Origin of the sequence: Nocardia mikamii NBRC 108933, assembly GCF_001613505.1 — a bacterium.
Lineage (GTDB): Bacteria > Actinomycetota > Actinomycetes > Mycobacteriales > Mycobacteriaceae > Nocardia > Nocardia mikamii.
In genome coordinates this window covers 1-18,225 of sequence record NZ_BDCM01000023.1, presented here as the reverse complement: position 1 = coordinate 18,225, position 18,225 = coordinate 1, and the positions used below count along the sequence as shown (strand labels likewise).

Here is an 18,225-nt window from a genome sequence, read left to right as displayed (position 1 = left end):
ATCTCGAAACAGTATTCGTAGGCTAACGCCTATTCAGCCGCTTCGGCGCGGCGCCGCACCCGGCGAGCCGCGGCGACCATATTGCGCAGCGACGGGTCCAGCTGCCAGTAGTGGCGGGTCTTCAAACCGCCGTCCGGATTCGCCCACAGCCGCTGCGGTGTCACGGCTTCGGCTGCGGCGGTGAGCAATTCGTCGATCTCGTCGATGTCCGGAATGCGCGCCGAACGGCTCTCGTACACACCGGGTCCCACGCCGTGGCTCAGCCCGTGCCCCTCCTCGACATCCTCGGTCAGCGCGTTGAGCACCCATTCCAGCGAGCGGGTCGCGACGATGGCGGTGACGTCGGCGTCGAGTTCCTCGATGGCACGCACGATTTCGGAGCGAGCCGAGTAGGCGATGTGGGTGTGGATCTGAGTGTCGGGCCGCACTCCGGAGGTCGCCAGCCGGAACGCGTTGACCGCCCAGCGCAGATATTCTGTGCGCCCGTCCGGACGCAGCGGCAGCAGCTCGCGGACCGCCGGTTCGTCGACCTGGATGATCGCCACGCCGGCCTTCTCGAGGTCGGCCAGTTCGTCGCGGATCGCGAGCGCCACCTGATCGGCGGTCTCGTACAGCGGCTGGTCCTGGCGCACGAACGAGCGGGCCACCATCGTCACCGGACCGGTCACGATGCCCTTCACCGGTTTGTCGGTGAGCGACTGCGCGTAGGTGATCCACTCCACCGACATCGGTTTCGGCCGCGACACGTCGCCGTAGATGATCGGCGGCCGCACACACCGCGAGCCGTAGACCTGCACCCAGCCGAAGTGGGTGGTGGCGAAACCGTCCAGAAGTTCGGCGAAGTACTGGATCATGTCGTTGCGTTCGTGCTCACCGTGCACGAACACGTCGAGGCCGATGTCCTCCTGCAGGCGGATGGTCGACTCGATCTCGGCCTCGATCCGCTTGCGGTACTCCTCGTAGGACAGCCGGCCTTCGCCCAGGTCGTAGCGGGCCTGGCGCACCGCGTCGGTCTGCGGGAAGGAACCGAGCGTGGTCGCCGGAACCAGCGGCAGATTCAGGCGCTCCCGCTGTGCCTTCGCCCGCACCTCGTACGGTTCGCGCTCGCGCATCTGCGGCGTCACCGCGTAAACCCGTTGCCGCACAGCGTGTTTCTGCTTGAAATGCACCGAGGTCGGCCGCTTCGCCCACTTCGCCGCGGTCTCGCCCCCTTCCCCGCCCCGATGCACTTCGGTCAGTGCCTTCGCCAGCGAGACGACCTCGAGCACCTTCTGTTTCGCGAAGGCGAGGCGGTCGGCGACATTGCCCTCGATGTCGTACTCGACCAGCAGGTCGTAGGGCACGTGCAGCAGCGTGGTCCCGGTGGACACGACGAGGTCCGGGCACACCTTCGACAGCGCGTTGAGGTATTCGAGGGTGACGAGCCGGTCGGCACGCCACACGTTGGTGCCGCTGATCACGCCGGCGTAGAGCCGCTTGCGCCGGATTCCGGGAATTTCGGCGAGTTCCTCGGGCCGGGTGCGGTGGCTGGCCAGGTCCAGTCCGATCGCCTCCACCGCGGTACCCGCCAGAATCCGCACGGCCTCGGCGAAATCGCCGTACTGGCCGGTGACGAGGATGCGCGGACGCAGCGCGGACGTCGACAGTCGCTGGTAGGCCCGCTCGAACGCGGCCAGCTCCTCGGGGGTGCGCTCACTGGTGAAGCACGGCTCGTCGAACTGCACACAGGTGGAACCGCGCTTGGCCAGGATCTCGAGCAGCTGTTCGTAGACCGGCAGCAGCTTGTCCAGCAGGGTCAGCTTGTCGAATTCGGTCTCGCCCGGCACCTGCCCGGCCTTCGACAGCAGCAGCAGCGACAGCGGGCCCAGCACCACCGGCCGCAGTTCGATACCGCGGTCCATCGCCCGATCCCACTCCTCCAGCAACGCCTCGGGATGCAGCGAGAATTCGGTATCGGCGTCGAGTTCGGGCTGACGGTAGTGGTAGTTGGTGCCGAACAGCCGGACCAGCTCCAGCGGCGGCAGATCGGGCCGGCCGCGCGCCATCAGGAAGTAGAAGTCGAGCGGGTGCAACTCCTCGCGATACTGCTCGAACCGCTTCGGGACCGCGCCGAACAGCAGCGCGTTGTCGAGGATGTGATCGTAGAAGGAGAAGGTGTTACCGGGTACCTGCGTCAGTCCGGTCGCGGCCAGCTCGGAGAACTGGGTGTCCTGGATGTCGCGCCCGACCGCGAGCAACTCCTCGCGCGACAGGGTGCCGTGCCAGTAGGACTCCAGTGCGCGCTTGAGCTCCCGGTGCGGACCGATCCGCGGGTAACCCAGGATGCTCGATCCGAAACCGTCGGTGACGTTGACCATGAGCGGGACTCCCTTTCGAGCTGCGGTCGAGGACCTCACTGCAGCTTATGCCCGGTAACGGTGATACCCGCCGCGCAAGGCGGAGGGTACAGCTGGTGTGGATGAAGTTGTGGACGAGCTATCGGATCCGCGCTACTCGCGTACTCCGACCCGCAACGCAAACCGGAGGTGACCTCCATCGCACCCCGCACGGAGCGAGTCTGACGAGCGACCGTTCGCGGCCGGCTCGCCGTTCGGGTGCCGCTGCGTAGGCGACGAAGGAGCAAGCAGCGGTGCCCGGACGGCGAGCCCTAGGGGCCGCGAACACGCCGAGCGGAGCGAGGCCGAAAACACAGCGCGACTTCCGCGACAACGGTTGGCGACTCGCGGGGCGAAGCTCTCCGAGAAGACCAATCGTCAGCGGTTGTACTGGTAGAAGCCCGCCCCCGTCTTCTTACCCAGCAGCCCGGCCTCGACCATGCGCATGAGCAGCGGCGGCGCCGAGTAGAGCGGCTCCTTGAATTCGGCGTACATGGAGTCGGCGATCGACTTGACCGTGTCGAGGCCCACCAGGTCGGTCAGGGCGAGCGGACCCATGGGGTGGGCGCAGCCGAGCACCATCGCCTTGTCGACGTCTTCCTTGGTGGCGAAACCGGATTCGACCATGCGGATGGCCGAGAGCAGATACGGCACGAGCAGCGCGTTGACGACGAAGCCGGAGCGGTCGGCGGAGCGCACGACCTGCTTGCCGAGGACCTCACTTGCGAAGGCCTCGGCCCGCGCGGACACCGCTTCGCTGGTCTTGAGGGTGGTCACGAGCTCGACGAGCGGCAGCACCGGCACCGGGTTGAAGAAGTGCATACCCACGACCCGCTCGGGGTTGTTGGTGGCGACGGCGATCTTCATGATCGGAATCGAGGAGGTGTTGGAGGCCAGCACGGCGTCGGGGTCGGTGACCACCTTGTCGAGTTCGCTGAAGATCGCGGTCTTGACGTCTTCGCTCTCCACGACGGCCTCGACGACCAGCTGCCGGTCGGCGAAGTCACCGAGGTCGGAGGTGAACCGCAGCCGCCAGGCGGCCTGTTCGCGCTCCCGCTCGGTGATCTTGCCGCTGCTCACACCGCGATCCAGCGATCGCAGGATGCGGGCGCGGCCGGCGGCGGCCAGTTCCCGGGTCTGTTCGAACACGAGCACATCGACATGCGCCCGGGCGCAGACCTCGGCGATTCCGGCGCCCATCTGTCCGGCGCCGATGATTCCGACGCGCTGAATCTTTTCGCTGCTCACGTCCCGCTCCTGCTGGTTGTGTGGCGGTGGATTGGGTGAAGGGGCTCGCACCCTTCGGTCACTTCGGTTATAGGGAGGTGACTTCAGTTATAGGGAAAAGCCCTCCCCGCCGGGGCTGTTCGGACGGGAAGGGCTTCGGGCACTCGTTGCAGGAGTGCCCATGTCGGTGGGTGAGGTAACCCGGCGGCGACATGTCGCCGCCGGGTCGGTATCACCGCCGCCCGCGCGGGGCGACTGCTGATCTCAGTGGAACTGGCCCTCTTCGGTGGAGCCCTTCAGGGCCGCCGTCGAGGTGTTCGGGTCCACGGTGGTGGCGATGGTGTCGAAGTAGCCGGCACCGACCTCACGCTGGTGCTTGATGGCGGTGAAGCCACGCTCGGCGGCGGCCTTGAACTCGCGCTCCTGCAGGTCGACGAAGGCGGTCATGCCCTCGCGGGCGTAGCCGTAGGCCAGGTCGAAGGCCGCGTAGTTGAGCGAGTGGAAGCCCGCCAGCGTGATGAACTGGAACTTGAAGCCCATCGCGGCCAGCTCGCGCTGGAACTTCGCGATGGTCGCGTCGTCCAGGTGCGCCTTCCAGTTGAACGACGGCGAGCAGTTGTAGGCCAGCAGCTGGTCCGGGAACTCGGACTTGACGCCCTCGGCGAACTTCCGCGCGACCTCGAGGTCCGGAATACCGGTCTCCATCCAGATCAGGTCGGAGTAGGGGGCGTAGGCCTTGGCACGCGCGATGCAGGGCTCGATGCCGTTCTTGACGTGGTAGAAGCCCTCGGCGGTGCGCTCACCGGTGATGAACGGACGGTCGCGCTCGTCGACGTCGGAGGTGATCAGGGTGGCGGCCTCGGCATCGGTGCGGGCGATGACGACGGTCGGGGTGTCGGCGACGTCGGCGGCCAGGCGAGCCGAGGTCAGGGTGCGGATGTGCTGCTGGGTGGGGATCAGCACCTTGCCACCGAGGTGGCCGCACTTCTTCTCCGACGCCAGCTGGTCCTCCCAGTGGGTACCGGCGGCACCCGCGGCGATCATGGCCTTCTGCAGCTCGTAGACGTTCAGCGCGCCACCGAAGCCGGCCTCACCGTCGGCGACGATCGGCACGACCCAGTTGTCGACCGAGGTGTCACCCTCGACCTTGGCGATCTCGTCGGCGCGCAGCAGCGCGTTGTTGATGCGACGCACGACCGACGGCACCGAGTTGGCCGGGTACAGCGACTGGTCGGGGTAGGTGTGGCCCGACAGGTTCGCGTCACCGGCGACCTGCCAACCGGACAGGTAGATGGCCTTCAGGCCGGCACGCACGGCCTGCACGGCCTGGTTACCGGTCAGAGCGCCGAGCGAGTGGATGTACTCGCCTTCGGCGTTGACGCCCTCCCACAGCAGCTCCGCACCCCGGCGGGCAAGCGTGTGCTCCTCGACGACATTGCCCTGCAGCTGCACGACCTGCTCGGCCGTGTACTCGCGGGTGATGCCCTTCCAGCGCGGGTTGGTGTCCCAGTCCTTCTGGATCTCCGCAGCGGTCTTCGGGGTGCCGACGTTCGACATCTGATGACTCCACTTCTTCGTTCGGTCTCGGTTGCCCCGCTCGCCGGACATCCGCGCCGACTACGGGTCGCGATGTCCGAACTCTGCTGGAGCGGCAATTTGCAGGGTTGCTATGCCCAACGGGTGTACTTCCACACGATGGCACAACAAAAAATTGCCGTCTACCTGTTGCAAGTGTGAATCTCCGCTAGCTTTGCGGGGGTCTTTGCTAAGCCTGCAAAATTTGCCTGCTAATTGCACGGCACACTTCTACTGGCGAGTAGGGCTGACATGCGGTTTTACGTAACGCTCGTACTGTTTCAGTGAGCCTTACCACCGCGGCGATTCGGGAGCACGCATTGCCGACTGTGAGGACCTTCACATGCGAGGGCAGCCGCCCTCGGTGTGCGCCGCGCCACTCCCGGCTCCGTACGATTCGGACATACCTCGGTGGCTCGGCCGACCGGCTGCGACACTGATCGGCGTGCCCCGGGGGTCGGCACCGGAACCCGGAAAGGAACACGATGCGCACACTGTGGACCGCGGTCGCGGGCGTCGCCTGCTCGCTGGCACTGGCCGCGACGACCGCCGTGATCGAGGCGCCCGGCGCCGCGGCGGACACGCCGGTGGTGCAATCGGTGGAGCCGCTGTCCGCGGCGGCGACGCTGCCCGGCTCCGTGGATTCTCAGCGCATCCTCTATACGACGAGCACGGTCGGGAACCGGCCGACGGTCGCGAGCGCCGCGGTGTACTTCCCGCCGGGCCCGGCCCCGGCCGGCGGCCGGCCGGTCGTCGCCTGGGCGCACGGCACCGTCGGCCTGGGCGACAGCTGCGCCTACAGCATCGCCGGCCCCGGCGATGTGGAGCGGGACTGGGCCTATCTGGGCACCTGGCTGAAGCAGGGCTATGCGATCGTGGCCGCCGATTACGCGGGCCTCGGCACGCCCGGCGACCACCCGTATCTCAACGGCGTCGTCGAGGCGCACAATGTGGTCGACGCCGTGCGAGCCGCCGTCGGCCACTACTCGCAGCTGTCGCACGAATGGGTGGTGGTCGGCCAGTCGCAGGGTGGCGGCGCGGCGATGTTCACCGCGCGCTACGCGACCGAGTTCGGCGGGCCGGAGCTGGACTACCGAGGGGCGGTCGGCACCGGTGTGCCGGCTTATATCGAGGACATCCTGATGCCACTGGGCCCGGGCATCCCGCCGGTGAAGCTGAGCCCGCACACCACCGGCTACGTGCTCTACATCCTCAACGGCCTGCGCACCACATTTCCGGAACTCGGCATCGAATCATTCCTGAACGACTCGGGCCGATACTGGCTCGACCGGGCGAAGGACGAATGTCTCCTTCCGCTCGGGGACGATCTGGCCGCCGCCGGCGTGGTGATCGGCGACCTGTTCACCCGCCCGTTGGCGCAGATTCCCGATCTGCACGGTTTGCTGGCCGGCTACCTCGGGTTGCCCGAAACCGGTTACGACAGGCCGCTTTTCATGGGACAGGGCCTGCGCGACACCGACGTGATCACCCCCGAGACGCTGCGCTACGCGGGAGTTCTGACCGCCAACCGGCAGCCGCTGACCTTCCGGGTCTATCCCACCGATCACAGCGGCACGGTGAACGCCTCACTGGTCGATTCGTTGCCGTTCGTTCGCGGCCTGTTCGCCTGACGGGACAACCCGGTCGGTTATTCGGTTGTGCTATGTCACAACCGGATTCCCGCGCCGATCGGCGCCCGTAGGGGAATTCCCATCGCCGAGACGACGCCGCGCACGAGAGCGGTTATCGTGGCCCTCACGTGTGACGATCTGGCGACGGGACGCGACGACCGGCGGGCCCGCCCACTCGCGCACGCTGATCGGGAGCATGTGATGCGTGACATCGTCGAGGACCTGCTACGGGTCTGGCACAGCGGCCGCACGGGCGGCCTGGCAACCCTGGTCCGCACCTTCGGCAGCTCCCCCTTACCGGTGGGCTCGGCGATGCTCGTCGATCCCGACGGCGGTGTGCACGGATCGGTCTCCGACGGGTGCTACGAGGCGGCCGTCTACGAGGCCGCGGTGGCGGCAGCGCGCACCGGTCACCGGGAGTTGCGGCGTTTCGACGCGACCTCCGGCTTCGAGGTGAGCGCGGAATGCGGGACCATCGACGTATTCGTGGAACCGTTCTCCCGCAACGACTTTCCGGAATTCGCGGCGGTGGCCGGGGATATCGCGCGGCACAAGCCGGTCACGGTGTTCACCGTCGTGTGGCACAACGATCCGGAGGTGATCGGCCAGCATCTGGTCACCGACCGCCGGCACAACACCGAGCTGGTGTCGCTGCCGGAATCGGATGTGTTCGTCTCCTCTCACACCGCGCCGCCGCGGCTGATCATCTTCGGTGCCAACACCTTCGCGGCCGCATTGACGACACAGGCCCGGCTGCTGGGCTATCGGGTGACCATCTGCGATCCGCGCGAGGCCTTCGCCGTTCCCGCGTCGTTCCCGGGCGCGGAGGTGGTGGTGGACTGGCCGCACCGCTATCTCAACGCCCAGGCCGGCGCCGGGACCATCGACCGGACCACCGCGATCGTCGCCGCGACCCAGGACCCGAAGTTCGAGATCCCCCTGCTCACCGTGGCCCTGCGGCTGCCCGAACTGGGCTATCTGGGCGCGCTCGGCTCGCATTCGGCACACGACCATCGGCTCGAGGCGTTGCAGGCCGGCGGATTCGGCGCCGACACCCTGGCACGGTTGCACGCACCGGCCGGCTTCGACATCGGCGCCCGCACTCCGATGGAACATGCCGTGGCGATCGCGGCCGAACTGCTCGCGGTGCGGTCCGCGGGTTCGAGCCGGACCCCGGCACACGCCACAGCCGCCGCCTCCTGATCGGCGTCGGGGACCTCTAGGGTTCGAACCAATCACGTGCCGAGCGCCGCAGCAGCAACCCCACGACCAGCACGGAGACCACGGGCCCGAGCCAGCCCGGCGGGCGGCCCACGACGATCGAGGGCACCGTCCACAGTGCGTTGAGTACGGCGAGCAAGACCGCGCCGATCCGGATGCTCGCGCCCACGGCGCCGAAGGCCAGGGCGACCGCGCCCAGTACCCAGCTCGCGATGAACGACAGCCCGGTGATCAGTGCGACATGCGAGCCGGACAGCCAGCCCGCGGTGACGGTGCAGCCGATGCCGACCACCGCCAGTCCGAGCGCGAGTACCTGCGCCGCGCGAACCGCGAAGGGCATCCGGTCGATCGCCACATCGTCGGCCGGCGGTGCGGCGCCGGCCTCCGAGGCGGGAACGGACTCGCGGTCGAGGCCGGACTCGAGCGCGGGGTCCGTGCCAGGCGCGAGGTCGCGGCCGGTGACCGGTTCGGGGGCGGCAGCGGGGTCGGGTACGGGGTCGGGCATCAGCTCACCTCTTCCGGAAACTCCGGTTCGACGATCCTCTGGTTCAGCGGTCCGAGGCGCCGACCACCGGCTTTCGGCGCGCAGACAACGACAAGCCCGTTCGAAATGTACCGCCCGGCGCCGCCCGCGCCGCCGCACCGGCGCGGCGCGGCGGAATACGTCGGCGGGGCCCGTGACCCGATCCGCGCGGAGCCCGACCGGAGGCGTCAGCAGTCGCCGGCCGGATCGGCCAGCTTCTCGACCACGACCTGTGCGAGCACCCGCTGCCGCACCGACAGGTCGATTTCGCCGGCCACGGCCATCACCACCGCGGCCGCCGAGGTGGCAACCGCGTCGGCGAGGATCGCGGGCCACTCCGGCCGGTCGGGTCCGGCCAGCGCGGCGATCACCGCGGCGGCCGCGGCGTCACCGGCGCCGGTCGGATTACCGGACAGTGGCTCGGCCAGGGCGGCCGACCACGCGCCGTCCGGTGTCACCGCGACCATGCGGTCCGCGCCGCGGGTCGCGATCACCGCTGCCGCGCCCGCGTCCACCAGCGCGACGGCCGCCGCGGCCACCTCCTCGGTCGTGGCCGGGTGCGCGCCGGTCAGTGCCGTGAGGTTTTCGGGGTCCGGCATGAGGATCACCCCGGGCACCCGGGCGGCGGCCTCGAGGGCGAGTCCGTCCACATCGCAGATCACCGGAACTCCGGCGTCGATGCCGATGCGGGCCAGGTCGGCGGGCAGCGACGCGCGTACGCCGCCGGGCAGCGATCCGGAGACGACGATGCCGCCGGCCTCACCGACCAGCCCGCCCACCCGCACCAGCAGCTGATCCACCGCATCCGGATTGGTGAGCCGCGCCCCCGGCTCCCACAGCGAGGTCGCCGAGCCGTCGTGGCATTCGCTGATCACGACGGTGCGGCGCACCCACGGCAGGGCGTGCACGAAATCCACCGGCAGTTCCCGTTCGGCGGCCGCGGAGAACGTGTGATCGGCGAAACCCGTTGCGCGCGAATATTTCCCGATCTGATTGAGCACGCGGGTGACATTGATGCCCTTACCGCCGACGCGCTGCTCGACGGACGAAACCCGATGCGCCCGTCCAGGTTCGAAATCCTCGACGCGATAGGTCATATCGTAGGCCGGGTTCAGCGTCACGGTCAGAATCACCTCAACCACTGTCCTCGCCGCAGCACCGCGCGCAACTCCAGATCCGAATCCACGACCAGCACGTCGGCGAACATCCCCGGCCGCAGATCACCGACCGCCGTCGCGCCGATCGCGGCCGCCGGCGTCGCCGTCGCCGCGCGCACCGCGTCTACCGGATCCACACCGCATTCGTGGACCGCCCAGCGCAGGCACCGCAACTGGGTCGCGGTCCCTCCGGCCAGGGCACCGCCCGGTATCCGCGCCACCCCCGCCTCCACCCGGACCGCCTGCGGCCCGAGGCGGTAGTCGCCGTCGGGCAGGCCCGCGGCCTGCATGGCATCGGTCACCAGCGCCACGCGGTGCCGAGCGGTCGCGAAGACCAGTGCCGCGAAACCGGATTCGATGTGCACGCCGTCTCCGATCACCTCCACCACGGCATCGCCCGCGGCCGCGGCCACCAGCGCGGCGGCGACCGCGCCGGGCGCGCGATGATGCAGCGGCGCCATCGTATTGGCGAGGTGCGTGACCAGCGTCCCGGATCCGCTGGGCGCCAGCGCTTCCCGGAACTGCTCGTAACCGGCATCGGTATGGCCGAGCGCCACCACCACGCCGTGCTCGGCCAGCTGTTCGGCGGCGGCGGCGAAGCCGTGGCGTTCGGGCGCCAACGTCATCACGCGCAGATATCCGCCGGCGGCATCGAGCAGGCGCCGGATCAGGTCGGGATCGGGGTCCCGAAGGTAGCGGGGATCCTGTGCGCCGCAGCGCCTTTCGGAAAGAAACGGTCCTTCGACGTGAATCCCGGCGATCTCACCGCTCGCGGCCACCTCGCGCAGCGCCGCGACCTGGGCCACCATCGCGTCGGGTGCGGCGGTCACGATGCTCGCCAGTACCGTCGTGGCTCCCTGCCGATGGTGATAACGGGCCGCCGCGCGGGCCTGTTCGGGATCGGTGGTGTCGAATCGGTGGCCGAATCCGCCGTGGTTGTGGATGTCGACCAGGCCGGGCAGCAACGTCCCGAGATGCGCCGGCGGTTCGGCGCCCCGATTGCCGAACGTCCATTGCGCGAGGGGCCGCACCGCCTCGATGCGCCCGTCCAGCACCTCGATCACCGCATCGTCGATGATGCCGGTCGAGGTGACCACGCGGCCGCGAAGCACCGGCTGTCCGTCGTTCATTCCAGGCTCCCCAGCCGGGCGTACCGGGCGGCACCGACGAGCCCGGCTCGTGCGCCGAAGGCGCCCGCGACGACCTCGGGCACCGGCGCCACCCGCACCAGCCGGTCCAGTCGTGCGCGCAGTCCGTCGATCAGTACCGGCCCGGCGCCCGCCAGTCCGCCGCCGATCACGATGCGCTGCGGGCAGACCGCGTGCACGACGCCCAGCAGTCCGTCGGCCAGTGCGTCGATCGCGTCGTCGATCACCGCCCGGGCCTGCCCGTCGTCCGAGGCGGCCGCGAAAACCGCCTCGGCGCCGGCGATTTCGCGACCGGTGCGCTCACGGTAGGCCCGTGCGACGGACGGGCCGGAGGCCACGGTTTCCACACAGCCGACATTCCCGCACGAACACCGCCGCCCGTCGCGGCGCACCGGGATATGCCCGTATTCACCGGCCTGCCCGACGCCACCGCGCACGAGCCGGCCCCCGACGATCAGTGCCCCGCTGATTCCGGTGCCGAGATTCACCACCAGCACGTCGTCGGCGCCGCGCCCGGCGCCCAGGCGCCACTCCGCCCAGCCGGCCACGGCCACATCGTGTTCGATCAGCACCGGAAATCCCCACCGGTCCTGGAATCGGCTGCCCACCTTCACATCTCGCCAGCCGATATTGCTGCTGAACACCGCCACCGATCGGGCGGCGTCGACGATGCCCGGCAGTGCGATCGCCCCGCGACGCAGGCCCTCCCGCGTATCGGAGGAGACCTCGGCCAGCAATCGGTCGCCGAGTTCGGCCATGGCGTCGAACGCCCGCTCGCCGCCCGGGGTGGGCACCGTCGCGGCGGCGGCGATCCGGCCGTCGGAGTCGCTGATCTCCGCCTTGATCGTGGTACCGCCGACATCCATGGCGAGGACCGGATCGAGCTTTTCCGCCTCCCTCATCGCAGGATCACCGATCGCCGGAGTCCGCGCGGGCGATCGGGATCCACACCCAGATCCCCGGCCCGCAGCAGGCACAGCCGATGCACACGCACCAGCTCGGCCATCGGATCGATATCACGATGCTCGAAATGAGCTCCGGTAGCGAGTATGTCGTCGCGGAGCCCGGCGACGACGGGTCCCAGCGCCCATACCGCACGTCCGGGCGCCGCGATACTGATCGGGCCGTGCCGGTATTCGTTGGCGAGATAACCTTCCGTCCAGGCTCGGCAGGATTCCCGCAATTTCAACCCCGCCTCGTCCGCCAGTGCCGCGGCGAAACCCGTTCCCACGAAGGTGATCTGCTCCGCGTGCCGGAGCGCGGCCGGCACACTCGACTCGGCGGCCTCGGCCAGGACCGCGCGGGCCTGTTCGATCGCCGGCGCGAGATCCTCCCCCAGATGCCACCGCAGGATGGCGAGAGCCGTTGTCGCGAAACGGGTTTGGACCACCGACCGCTCGTCGACCGCGTCGACCAGAATCGGATCGGCGAGTTCGAGTACCGGGGTACCCGGGCTGGAGCAGATCACGGTACGCGCCGCCGCGGCAGGCATCGCCCGCATAGCGTCGACCACCTCGGTGGTGGTGCCGGAACGGCAGATCACCAGATAGCGGTCGTAATCACGTCCGGTTCGCACCGCACTCGCCGGCCAGGCGTCGGTGAGGCCGTGTCCGGCCGACTCCCGGAGTTCGGCGATCGCACTCGCCATGAAATAGGAGGTGCCGCAGCCGACGACCGCCACCCGTTCACCGGGGTTCGGTAACAGCGTTCGGTGCTCTGCCGCGACCTCCGCGGCCCATACCCAATCATCGGGCTGGGTGGCCACCTCGGCGGCCAGATGGGGCCGGGGCGGATGCGTGCGATCAGAGCTCTCGGTGGAGGGCGGCACGGTCTCAGAATCGGACCCCGATTCGATCATGTCAACTTCCCCGTGCCGACTTTCCCGCGAATCGTCCCCCGCGACGGGCGCCCCGGTTAGATTCGGACGAGCCGGACCGGTCACCACCCTCCGGCATCCGCCGATATCCCGCGAATGCCGCAGGTGACGGTCGCACAGAGGGGAAGGTTGACGCTGGTGTCCGGTCGGCCGCGCGTTCCGTTCGCGCTCGCCGCGCTTCTCGTGGTGCTGTCGGTGGCCGTCGCAGCATGCGGTTTCCGGGGCCGCAGCGCCGACGATTCCGATCCGAACGCGCTGGCGCTGCTGGTACCCGCCTACAGCGACGCGACCCGTGCGGAGTGGAGCACGATCATCGCGAACTTCCGCGCGCAGAATCCGGCGATCACGATCCATCTGCAAGTCGAATCGTGGGATTCGATCAACGATGTGGTCCGCACCGACCTGCAGTCGGTGACCACCACACCCGACATTCTCGGCATCGATGCCTACTCCGCCTACGCGATCGACGACATGCTCTATCCGGCAACCGATATCGCCGACCCGGCGGTACTGCGGGACATCGATCCCGGTTTCGCCCGCAACGCCTCCATCGACGGAACCCAGTGGGCCCTGCCGCTGTTCGCCTCGACGCGCACGCTGTTCTACAACACCGACCTGTTCGCCCGCGCCGGCATCCCCGGCCCGCCGCGGACCTGGTCCGAGCTGCGGGAGGACGCGCACCGCATCCAGGCCCTCGGCGGCGGCATCTCCGGTTACGGCCTGCCACTGGGCAGTGAGGAAGCACAGGGCGAGACGTCGATCTGGACCTTCGGCGCCGGCGGCAGCTGGTCCGAGGGCGCCACCCTCACCGTGGACACCGACGCCAATCGCGAAGGGGTGCGGGCGATGTCGGCGCTGGCCGCGGCGGGCGACACCCAGCCGAATCCCGGCTCCACCGATCGCAAGGACGTGATCAACGCGTTCATCCAGGGCCGGATCGGCATGATCGAAGGTCTGCCGCCGGTGCTGGGCATGATCGACCGGCAGAATCCGGCGCTGCGCTACGCCACCGCGGCGTCGCCGACGAAAACCGGTGCGCCCGTGACCCTCGGCGTCGCCGATCACCTGATGGCATTTCGCAAGCACGGCAACAAGCAGGCCGCGATCCGGCAGTTCCTGAACTACTTCTATTCGCCCGCGGTCTACTCGGATTTCGTGCGGGCGGAACACTTCATCCCGATCACCGCATCCGGCGCGCGCGCACTCGCGCACGATCCGGTGACCGAGGCCTTCGCCGCCACCCTGCCGGTCGCCCGTTTCTATCCTTCCGCCGATCCGAAATGGGCCGCGGTCCAGGGCGCGATCCGGCAGCAGATGGGAACGGTGACACAGGGCGCGGATCCGGCGGAAGTTCTGCGCCGCATCGCACGGGTGGCGCGATGAGCAGCCCACGCGGCACCGGGTCCGCGATCCGCGCTCTGCCGTGGATCGGTCCGGTGATCATCCTGATCGCCGCCGTGGTCGCATTTCCCGCCGGGTACATGATCTGGACCAGCACCCGCGACCTCAGCCCCTACGGTCGCGATCGCGGCTTCGCCGGGACGGCCAACTTCCGCCGGCTGTTCGGCATCGAGGAACTGGGCAGCGTCCTCGCCCACACCGTCGTCTGGGTCGTCGCCGTCGTGCTGATCACGCTGGTGCTCTCGGCGGCGCTGGCGCAGTTTCTGGCTTTGGACTTTCCCGGCCGTACCGTGATCCGGCTGGCGATCCTGGTGCCGTGGGCGGCCTCGGTGGTCATGACCACGAGCATCTTCGCCTATCTGCTGGATCCGGAGGTCGGCCTCGTCAATCGCCTCCTGGTCGATATCGGTGTGCTCGATCGCGGTTTCGGATTCACCAAGGAGCCGGGGCCGGCCTTCGCGGTGGCGATCGCGGTCGCGGTCTTCGTGTCGATCCCGTTCACCACCTATACGATTCTCGCCGGGCTGCACTCGATTCCGGTGGAAGTGGGCGAGGCGGGCCGGGTGGACGGCGCATCGGCCTGGCAACGCTACCGGTATCTGACGCTGCCCCAGCTGCGTCCGGCGATCGCGGTCGCCACCGTCGTCAACATCATCAACGTCTTCAATTCGCTGCCGATCCTGCAGGTGCTGACGGGCAGCATCGCCGGATTCTCCGCCGACACCACGACCACGTTGACCTACAAGCTGATTCGGCAGAATCAGCAGCTCGCGACCGCCGGGGCGATGAGCGTGCTGAACTTCGCACTGATCGCGGTGATCATCGCGGCCTACGTGATACTGGTCCGGCCGACCGCAAAGGCCGACACATGACCACCCGGGGGCGTGCCGCGCGGAAACCGAAGCGCCGCTGGGGACTGACGGCGGCCGGCGTCGTGATCGCGGCCGTATTTCTCGTCCCGTACCTCGTGATGGTGCTGGGATCGCTGAAACCCCGGTCGGAGATCCTGCGCATTCCGCCGTCCTATCTGCCGCATCGGTGGCGGCCCGGGAACTACGCCGATATGTGGCATACCCCGGAGACGCCGCTGCCGTTCAATATCGTCAGCACTCTCGCCATCGCCGTGCTCGCGACCCTGCTGGTGCTGGCGGTGGCCGTACCGGCCGCGTATCACACTGCGCGACGGCGGTTTCCGGGTAGAGCCGTCTTTCTCGGCGCGGTGCTGGTCACCCAGATGCTTCAGCCGGCAGTACTCGTGACGGGCCTGATCCGGGAGTTCTTCGCCGTCGGCATCAACGACACCTGGTTCGCGATGATTCTGGTGAATGCGGCGTTCAACCTCTCGTTCGCGGTGTGGATCCTGCACAGCTTCTTCGCCTCCGTTCCGGTGCAGATCGAGGAAGCCGCGCAACTCGACGGATTGTCGCGGCCACACATTCTGTGGCGAATCAGCCTGCCGCTGGTATGGCCCGGAATTGTCACCGCGACGATTTTCGTCTTCGTCTCGTGCTGGAACGAATTCGCGGCGAGCCTGGTGGTATTGACGACGCCGGAAAATCAGCCGCTCTCGGTGGCGCTGACGAAATTCGTCGGCCAATACGACACCGCGTGGCAGTTCGTGTTCGCCATCTCCACCGTCGGCATCGTGCCGGTGGTCGTACTGTTCGCACTCATCGAGAAGCGGCTGGTCGCGGGCCTCACCGCGGGAAGTGTGAAGTGACCGGCACGACTCGCCGGCCCTGACGACAATCGACTTGACGAATCGCATATACGGCTGCCATTATAGAAGTGGGAAGACACCGAATATGCGGTGTCTAATTCTTGTCGTTCTCTCGACAATCTTCTTATTGCGGTGTACTTTGGGACCTCCCGCAACCCGGATGCCCGCCAACTCTCGAAATACGAATCAGCCGTGAACAGTGATGCAATCTGCGCGTCGCTGTTCATCGGCTCGGCCGAGGCATGTTCGGACGACATCCGGTGCGGATTGTGCATACAGCCCCTACAGGACAAGCAGATCTCGTACCGGTCACCCGTGGCGTGACCGCGCGAGGTGCTGGAAGGATGCGCCTTGACAATCTCGCAACGACTCTCGTTCGCGAAACTGACCGAACCCCTGGAGATTCCGGGGCTGCTCGAGGTTCAGACCGATTCGTTCGCCCGGCTGGTCGGAGCGCCCGAATGGCAGCGGCGCGCGGCCACGCGCGGCGATGACGCGATCGGCGGACTCGCCGAGGTGCTGGCCGAGATCAGCCCCATCGAGGACTTCTCCGAAACGATGTCGCTCACCCTCTCCGATCCGCGCTTCGAAGAGGTCAAGGCCTCGATCGAGGAATGCAAGGACAAGGATTTGACCTACGCGGCACCGCTGTTCGTGACCGCGGAGTTCGTCAACAACAACACCGGTGAGATCAAGTCGCAGACGGTCTTCATGGGTGATTTCCCGATGATGACCGACAAGGGCACCTTCATCGTCAACGGCACCGAGCGCGTGGTGGTGTCGCAACTGGTGCGCTCACCGGGTGTGTACTTCGACGCATCGATCGACAAGGGCACCGAGAAGACGCTGCATTCGGCGCGGGTGATTCCGTCGCGTGGTGCGTGGCTGGAATTCGATGTCGACAAGCGCGACACGGTGGGCGTGCGGATCGATCGCAAGCGTCGTCAGCCGGTCACCGTGCTGCTCAAGGCATTGGGCTGGAGCAGCGAACGGATCGCCGAACGGTTCGGCTTCTCCGAAATCATGACCACCTCGCTGGCCAAGGACAACACCGCCAACACGGACGAGGCACTGCTCGACATCCACCGCAAGCTGCGGCCGGGCGAGCCGCCGACCAAGGAATCCGCGCAGAATTTGCTGGAGAACCTGTTCTTCCGGGACAACCGCTACGACCTCGGCGCGGTCGGCCGCTACAAGATCAACAAGAAACTCGGGACGCACGGAGGCCGCACGGGCGGTCCGCGCGTGCTGACCGAGGACGATATCGTCACCATCATCGAGTACCTGTTGCGTTTGCGCGCAGGCGATTCCACGATGACCGCGCCCGGCGGGCCGGAAGTGCCGGTCGAGGTCGACGATATCGACCACTTCGGCAACCGGCGGGTCCGCACGGTCGGCGAGTTGATCCAGAATCAGATCCGCATCGGGCTCTCGCGGATGGAGCGGGTGGTCCGGGAACGGATGACGACCCAGGATGTCGAGGCCATCACCCCGCAGACGCTGATCAACATCCGCCCGATCACGGCGGCGGTGCGGGAGTTCTTCGGCAGCTCACAGCTGTCACAGTTCCTGGACGAACGCAATCCGCTGGCGAGCCTGACCAACAAGCGCCGACTGTCGGCGCTGGGGCCGGGGGGTCTGTCCCGTGAGCGCGCCGGCCTCGAGGTCCGCGATGTGCACTACAGCCACTACGGCCGGATGTGCCCGATCGAGACGCCCGAAGGTCCGAGTATCGGCCTGATCGGCTACCTCTCGGTGTATGCGCGGGTCAATCCGTTCGGTTTCATCGAAACCCCGTATCGCCGGGTGGTCGACGGCGCCGTCACCGACGAGGTCGACTATCTGACCGCCGACGAGGAGGACCGGCACGTCGTCGCGCAGGCCAACGAACCGCTCGATGCCGCGGGCCGCTTCGTCGCCACGCGAATTCCGGTGCGGCGCAGGAATTCCGAAGTCGAGATCGTCGATTCGACCCTGATCGACTATATGGATGTCTCGCCGCGCCAGATGGTGTCGGTGGCGACCGCCATGATTCCGTTCCTGGAGCACGACGACGCCAACCGCGCCCTGATGGGTGCGAACATGCAGAAACAGGCGGTGCCGTTGCTGCGCACCGAGGCGCCGCTCGTCGGCACGGGTATGGAGCGACGAGCCGCCGTCGACGCCGGAGATCTGGTCGTCAACGAGAAAGCCGGTGTGGTGGAGGAGGTTTCGGCCGACTACATCACCGTCATGCACGACGACGGGACGCGGCGCAGTTATCGGCTGCGGAAGTTCTCGCGCACGAATCAGGGCACCTGCGCCAACCAGCGTCCGATCGTGGACGAAGAACAGCGGGTGGCCCGCGGAGATGTCCTCGCCGACGGTCCGG

General features: G+C 67.9%; 14 protein-coding genes. 6 read left to right on the top strand and 8 right to left on the bottom strand.

The features are described 5' to 3' along the window. Positions 1–29: 29 nt before the first annotated feature. The 3 genes from metE to aceA form a co-directional block, all read right to left on the bottom strand. Positions 30–2,357 carry a 5-methyltetrahydropteroyltriglutamate--homocysteine S-methyltransferase gene (gene metE, locus NMI01S_RS30150; protein WP_063002153.1) on the bottom strand — a complete coding sequence of 776 codons (2,328 nt, stop codon included), beginning with the start codon at positions 2,355–2,357 and terminating at the stop codon, positions 30–32. Positions 2,358–2,753: 396 nt separating this feature from the next. After that, positions 2,754–3,623 (bottom strand): 3-hydroxybutyryl-CoA dehydrogenase, encoded by an 870-nt coding sequence (locus tag NMI01S_RS30145; protein ID WP_063002152.1) that lies wholly within the window; start codon positions 3,621–3,623, stop codon positions 2,754–2,756. Between the two features lie 243 nt (positions 3,624–3,866). Next, the gene (aceA, locus tag NMI01S_RS30140; protein WP_030518801.1) at positions 3,867–5,159 is read right to left on the bottom strand and encodes an isocitrate lyase; all 1,293 of its coding nucleotides are present in this window, start codon (positions 5,157–5,159) and stop codon (positions 3,867–3,869) included. Between the two features lie 503 nt (positions 5,160–5,662). Here aceA and NMI01S_RS30135 point away from each other — a divergent pair. Together NMI01S_RS30135 and NMI01S_RS30130 are read left to right on the top strand one after the other, a co-directional pair. Continuing rightward, a complete protein-coding gene (locus tag NMI01S_RS30135; RefSeq protein WP_063002151.1) occupies positions 5,663–6,808 on the top strand; it encodes a lipase family protein in 1,146 nt (381 codons plus the stop codon). A 201-nt stretch (positions 6,809–7,009) separates the two neighbouring features. Then, on the top strand, positions 7,010–8,011 hold the full coding sequence (locus NMI01S_RS30130; RefSeq protein ID WP_063002195.1) for an XdhC family protein: 1,002 nt from the start codon (positions 7,010–7,012) through the stop codon (positions 8,009–8,011). Between the two features lie 16 nt (positions 8,012–8,027). Here NMI01S_RS30130 and NMI01S_RS30125 read toward each other — a convergent pair whose 3' ends face one another. The 5 genes from NMI01S_RS30125 to NMI01S_RS30105 all read right to left on the bottom strand — a co-directional run bounded on the left by NMI01S_RS30125 (position 8,028) and on the right by NMI01S_RS30105 (position 12,685). Beyond that, positions 8,028–8,534: a hypothetical protein gene (locus tag NMI01S_RS30125; protein ID WP_063002150.1), complete on the bottom strand. Its 507-nt coding sequence runs from the start codon at positions 8,532–8,534 to the stop codon at positions 8,028–8,030. Positions 8,535–8,740: 206 nt separating this feature from the next. Next, positions 8,741–9,685, bottom strand: coding sequence for a hexose kinase (locus NMI01S_RS30120; protein ID WP_063002149.1), 945 nt, complete (start codon positions 9,683–9,685; stop codon positions 8,741–8,743). After that, positions 9,682–10,839 (bottom strand): N-acetylglucosamine-6-phosphate deacetylase, encoded by a 1,158-nt coding sequence (gene nagA / locus NMI01S_RS30115; RefSeq protein ID WP_063002148.1) that lies wholly within the window; start codon positions 10,837–10,839, stop codon positions 9,682–9,684. Before nagA ends, NMI01S_RS30120 begins: the two co-directional genes overlap by 4 nt. Further along, a complete protein-coding gene (locus NMI01S_RS30110; protein WP_063002147.1) occupies positions 10,836–11,759 on the bottom strand; it encodes an ROK family protein in 924 nt (307 codons plus the stop codon). The genes nagA and NMI01S_RS30110 overlap by 4 nt, the downstream gene beginning before the upstream one ends. Then, positions 11,756–12,685: an SIS domain-containing protein gene (locus tag NMI01S_RS30105; protein ID WP_063002194.1), complete on the bottom strand. Its 930-nt coding sequence runs from the start codon at positions 12,683–12,685 to the stop codon at positions 11,756–11,758. The genes NMI01S_RS30110 and NMI01S_RS30105 overlap by 4 nt, the downstream gene beginning before the upstream one ends. Before the next feature lie 186 nt (positions 12,686–12,871). On the opposite strand from NMI01S_RS30105, the gene NMI01S_RS30100 reads away from it, so the two are divergent. The 4 genes from NMI01S_RS30100 to rpoB all read left to right on the top strand — a co-directional run. Then, on the top strand, positions 12,872–14,116 hold the full coding sequence (locus NMI01S_RS30100) for an extracellular solute-binding protein (RefSeq protein ID WP_063002193.1): 1,245 nt from the start codon (positions 12,872–12,874) through the stop codon (positions 14,114–14,116). Then, on the top strand, positions 14,113–15,006 hold the full coding sequence (locus tag NMI01S_RS30095; protein WP_063002146.1) for a carbohydrate ABC transporter permease: 894 nt from the start codon (positions 14,113–14,115) through the stop codon (positions 15,004–15,006). Before NMI01S_RS30100 ends, NMI01S_RS30095 begins: the two co-directional genes overlap by 4 nt. Further along, on the top strand, positions 15,003–15,854 hold the full coding sequence (locus NMI01S_RS30090; RefSeq protein ID WP_063002145.1) for a carbohydrate ABC transporter permease: 852 nt from the start codon (positions 15,003–15,005) through the stop codon (positions 15,852–15,854). The genes NMI01S_RS30095 and NMI01S_RS30090 overlap by 4 nt, the downstream gene beginning before the upstream one ends. A 333-nt stretch (positions 15,855–16,187) precedes the next feature. Further along, on the top strand, positions 16,188–18,225 hold a 2,038-nt coding region (rpoB, locus tag NMI01S_RS30085; protein ID WP_084513391.1), incomplete at its 3' end, for a DNA-directed RNA polymerase subunit beta.